5 protein-coding genes are annotated in these 3599 nt (G+C 77.6%); 3 read left to right on the top strand and 2 right to left on the bottom strand.

Annotated elements, in window-relative coordinates:
* Positions 1 to 18: 18 nt before the first annotated feature.
* Positions 19 to 630 carry a DedA family protein gene (locus GTR00_RS16780; RefSeq protein WP_166612728.1) on the bottom strand — a complete coding sequence of 204 codons (612 nt, stop codon included), beginning with the start codon at positions 628 to 630 and terminating at the stop codon, positions 19 to 21.
* A gap of 200 nt (positions 631 to 830) precedes the next feature.
* Between GTR00_RS16780 and GTR00_RS16785 the strand changes: the two genes are divergently transcribed.
* Both GTR00_RS16785 and GTR00_RS16790 read left to right on the top strand, forming a co-directional pair.
* Positions 831 to 1160 carry an ArsR/SmtB family transcription factor gene (locus GTR00_RS16785; protein ID WP_166612729.1) on the top strand — a complete coding sequence of 110 codons (330 nt, stop codon included), beginning with the start codon at positions 831 to 833 and terminating at the stop codon, positions 1158 to 1160.
* A complete protein-coding gene (locus GTR00_RS16790; RefSeq protein WP_166612730.1) occupies positions 1157 to 2092 on the top strand; it encodes a cation diffusion facilitator family transporter in 936 nt (311 codons plus the stop codon). Before GTR00_RS16785 ends, GTR00_RS16790 begins: the two co-directional genes overlap by 4 nt.
* 53 nt (positions 2093 to 2145) lie before the next feature.
* Here the strand turns inward: GTR00_RS16790 and GTR00_RS16795 are convergent, their stop codons facing one another.
* Positions 2146 to 3054: a TIGR03620 family F420-dependent LLM class oxidoreductase gene (locus GTR00_RS16795; RefSeq protein WP_323132554.1), complete on the bottom strand. Its 909-nt coding sequence runs from the start codon at positions 3052 to 3054 to the stop codon at positions 2146 to 2148.
* Positions 3055 to 3210: 156 nt separating this feature from the next.
* Between GTR00_RS16795 and GTR00_RS16800 the strand changes: the two genes are divergently transcribed.
* The gene (locus tag GTR00_RS16800; RefSeq protein ID WP_323132555.1) at positions 3211 to 3567 is read left to right on the top strand and encodes a DUF3817 domain-containing protein; all 357 of its coding nucleotides are present in this window, start codon (positions 3211 to 3213) and stop codon (positions 3565 to 3567) included.
* The last annotated feature ends 32 nt before the right edge of the window (positions 3568 to 3599 follow it).

The following is a 3599-nucleotide window of genomic DNA, read 5'->3' on the forward strand; positions in this document are numbered from 1 at the left end:
CTCGCAGGTGGCTCGGGTTCAGCGGCGGCGGGTGGAGCGCATCACCTGCACGGCCACCGGCACCAGGGAGAGGACCACGACAGCGGCGACGAACGGCAGCAGGTACCGGTCCAGGCCGGGTACGCGGCTGCCGAGCAGGTAGCCGGCGACCGTGATGCCCAGCGACCACACCAGCCCGCCGGTGACCTGCCACAGGGTGAACGCGGCCGCGGGCATGCCCAGGGTGCCGGCGAGGGGGTTCATCAGGGTGCGCACCACCGGCAGGAAGCGGCCCAGCACGACGGCCTTGCGGTAGCCGTACTTCTCCAGCACGCCGCGGGCCCGCTGCACGCCGGCGTACCGGCGCGGGTGGTCGGGCCGCTCGAGCAGGGCGGGGCCGGCGCGGCGGCCGATGAGGTAGCCGACCTGCGCGCCGAGCAGCGCGCCGGCGGGGGCGGCCACCAGCACCTGCGCCAGCGGCAGGTGGGCGGCGGAGGTGACCGGGGTGGCGGCGAGCAGCCCGGCGGTGAACAGCAGGGAGTCCCCGGGCAGGAAGAAGCCGATGAGCAGGCCCGTCTCGGCGAAGAGCACGGCGAAGACGCCGAACGCCCCGAAGGACGACAGCAGCGACTCCGGGTCGAGCAGTCCCACCGCCGTGCCCCCGTCCCGCGCCGCCGGCCGGCGCCCCGTGGACGCTACGGAGCGCCTCGGGCGGCGGCAACCGGACGGGCCACCCCGAGGCGGCCCGGGGTGGCCCGAGGTGGCCCGAGGTGGCCCGAGGTGGCGGCCAGGGCGGGGCGGTCGCGGCGGCGGCTGCGGTGTCGGTACACGCGTGCGTGTACCGTCGAGGGGTGATCAGCACCCCCGCCGGCGTCCTGGCCCGCTTCGGCCACGCCCTGTCCGACCCCACCAGGGCGCGGCTGCTGCTGGCGCTGCGCGAGGCCCCCGGCTACCCCGCCGAGCTCGCCGAGGCCCTGGGCGTCTCGCGGCAGAACCTGTCCAACCACCTGGCCTGCCTGCGCGGCTGCGGGCTGGTCGTCACCGAGCCCGAGGGCCGGCGGGTGCGCTACGAGCTGGCCGACCCGCGGTTGCGGCACGCCCTGGACGACCTCGTCGGCGTCGTGCTGGCCGTGGAGGGGGCGCTGTGCGCCGGGACCCGGCCGCGCGGGAGCACCGCGTGAGCGCGGGCCACGGGCACGGCCACGGGCACGGGCACGGGCACGGCGAGCGGGACCGCCGACGGCTGGCGGGGGCCCTGGCGATCACGGCCTCCGTGCTCGTCGCCGAGGCGGTCGGCGCCTGGGTCTCGGGCAGCCTGGCGCTGCTGGCGGACGCCGGTCACGTGCTCACCGACGTCGCCGGCCTGGTGGTCGCGCTGCTGGCCGCGAACCTCGCCGCCCGGCCCGCCACGCCCCGGCGCACCTGGGGGTACCGGCGCGCGGAGGTGCTCGCCGCCACCGCGCAGGCAGCCGCGCTGCTCGCGGTGGGCGTGTTCGTGCTGGTGGAGGGCGTGCGGCGGCTGGCCGAGCCGCCGGAGGTGTCCTCCACCGCGATGCTCGTCTTCGGCGCCGTCGGCCTGCTGGGCAACCTGGCCGCCCTGGGGCTGCTGCTGCGCGGGGAGGGCGCCGGCAACGTCAACGTGCGCGCGGCGGTGCTGGAGGTCGTCAACGACGCCCTGGGCTCCGTGGCGGTCCTGGTGGCCGCCGTCGTCGTCGCCCTGACCGGCTGGACCCGCGCCGACGCGGTGGTCTCCCTGTTCATCGGCGTGCTCATCGTGCCGCGCACGGTGCGGCTGCTGCGGGAGACCACCAGCGTGCTGCTGGAGGCCGTCCCGCCCGGCCTGGACCTCGAGGAGGTGCGCCGGCACCTGCTGGAGCTGCCGCACGTGCGGGCGGTGCACGACCTGCACGCCAGCCAGATCACCTCCGGGCTGCCGGTGCTGTCCGCGCACGTCGTGCTGGACGACACGTGCTTCCTCGACGGGCACGCCCCGGAGATCCTGGACCAGCTGCAGGCGTGCGTCGCCGAGCACTTCCCCGTGGCCGTCGAGCACGCCACGTTCCAGCTGGAGCCGGCCGGCCACGGCGGGCACGAGACCGCCACCCACGACTGAGCGGGGGGGCCGAGCGGGCGCCCGGCCCGGTGACCGGCCGGGCGCCGGGGCGCTCAGCCGATGAGCGCGCGGGCCAGCTCGCCCCACTCGCGCAGCGGGAAGTCCTGCCCGGAGGCGGTGAGGACCTGCACGGCGACCTCGTCGGCGCCGGCGTCCACGTGCCGGGCGATGCCGGCGACCACGGTGGCGGTGCCGCCCCAGGGGATCAGCTCGTCGATCAGGCGCTCGCTGCCGCCGTCGGCGAAGTCCTCGTCGCCGTAGCCGAAGCGGCGCAGGTTGTTGGTGTAGTTCGGCAGGGCGAGGTAGCCGGTGGCGTAGCGGCGGGCGATGGCGCGGGCGCGGTCCGGGTCCTCCTCCAGCACCACGGCGACCTCCGGCGCGAGCAGCACGCCGGCGCCGAGCACCTCGCGCGCGTACGTGGTGTGCGCGGGCGTGGTGAAGTACGGGTGCGCCCCCAGGGACCGGTCGCGCGCCAGGCGCAGCATCCGCGGGCCCAGCGCGGCCAGGGCGCGGCGCTCGCGCGGCACGGCGCCGGCGGCGTCCAGGGCGTCGAGGTGCTCCACGGTGCGCGAGTAGGGCTTGGAGTAGTCCTCCCCCGAGCGCTCCACGATCGCGGCGTGGCTGTTGCCCAGCCCCAGCAGGAACCGGCCGGGGTGGCGCTGCTCCAGCGCGGCGAAGCCGTCGGCGCACTCCTGCGCGGTGGCGGCGTACACGCTGACGATGCCGCTGGCCACGCCGACCTCCTCGGTGGCGTCGAGCAGCTCGCCGAACACCGGGTGCAGGCCGGGGTCGAAGCCGCCGGAGAGCCAGATGCGGGAGTAGCCCAGGGCCTCCACCTCGCGGGCGGCCTCGCGGGCCTCCTCGCGGCGGTCGGGGTCGGCCCACGGGGCACCGCCCCACAGTCCGATGCGGGCCCGCGCGGCGGGCGTGGTGCTCTGGGGCGTCAGGGGCAGGTCCGTCACGCCCTCACGCTAGGCAGCCCCCGCGCGCGCCGCACCCGCGGCACGGGCGGGACGGGGTGTGGCCGAGGACACGCCCCGGGCGGCACCGGCGCCCGCCGCGGCGCGGCAGACTCGGAGCACCCACGACCGCACCGCACCGCACCGCTGGAGGACACCGTGCCCGCCGCCGCCCGCTGGTTCCGCGTCATCGCGCTCGTGGAGGGGGTGTCCTGGACGCTGCTGCTGATCGCCATGTTCCTCAAGCGGGTCCTGCAGGTGGAGACCCCCCACGAGGGCGGCGTGCCGATCGCCGGGCCGGTCCACGGCGCCGCGTTCGTCGTCTACCTGCTCTCCGCCCTCTGGGCGGCCCGGGCGCTGCGCTGGCGCCCCGGCACGGTCCTGCTGGCCCTGGTGGCCAGCGTCCCGCCGCTGTGCACCGTCGTCTTCGAGCGCTGGGCGCACCGCACCGGCCGCCTGGGCACCACGACCCGCTCGCGCCGGGCGCAGCCCGCGGCCGCCGCCCCCCGGGGCTGAGGCCCCCGGCCCGGCGCGAGCGGGTCGTGGTG

This window comes from Kineococcus indalonis, assembly GCF_009906395.1.
GTDB lineage: Bacteria > Actinomycetota > Actinomycetes > Actinomycetales > Kineococcaceae > Kineococcus > Kineococcus indalonis.